This window comes from Halalkalibacter flavus (assembly GCF_036663575.1).
GTDB classification, from domain to species: Bacteria; Bacillota; Bacilli; order Bacillales; family Bacillaceae_D; genus Halalkalibacter; species Halalkalibacter flavus.
Genome location: NZ_JAWRVK010000326.1, coordinates 1 through 252, shown reverse-complemented (window position 1 = coordinate 252; position 252 = coordinate 1). Strand labels below are relative to the sequence as shown.

Here is a 252-nt window from a genome sequence, read left to right as displayed (position 1 = left end):
CGGGCGGGGTAATATCGAGTGGATCTTGCCAGAACGCCATCAGCTCTTCGCCGTGACACGCTTCCAGCTCCGCAAACGGCAAACCATCCCATTCGCCAAAATTGAGTTCCGCCAGCCAAGGTGCAATTTGCAGCGGCATCTCAAAAAACTCGCCCATATCATCGGCGATGCCTTGGGCAAACTTAGTGCAACGACGTAACGGCGAACTGAGCAACGTCAAGCGCGCACCATCGATGTCATCGGAGATGGAGC

1 protein-coding gene is annotated in these 252 nt (G+C 55.6%); it reads right to left on the bottom strand.

Translation table 11 applies throughout. The features are described from left to right. The coding region (locus SAY88_RS25345) for a histidine phosphatase family protein (protein WP_332635204.1) at nucleotides 1–252 on the bottom strand (252 nt) is incomplete at both ends.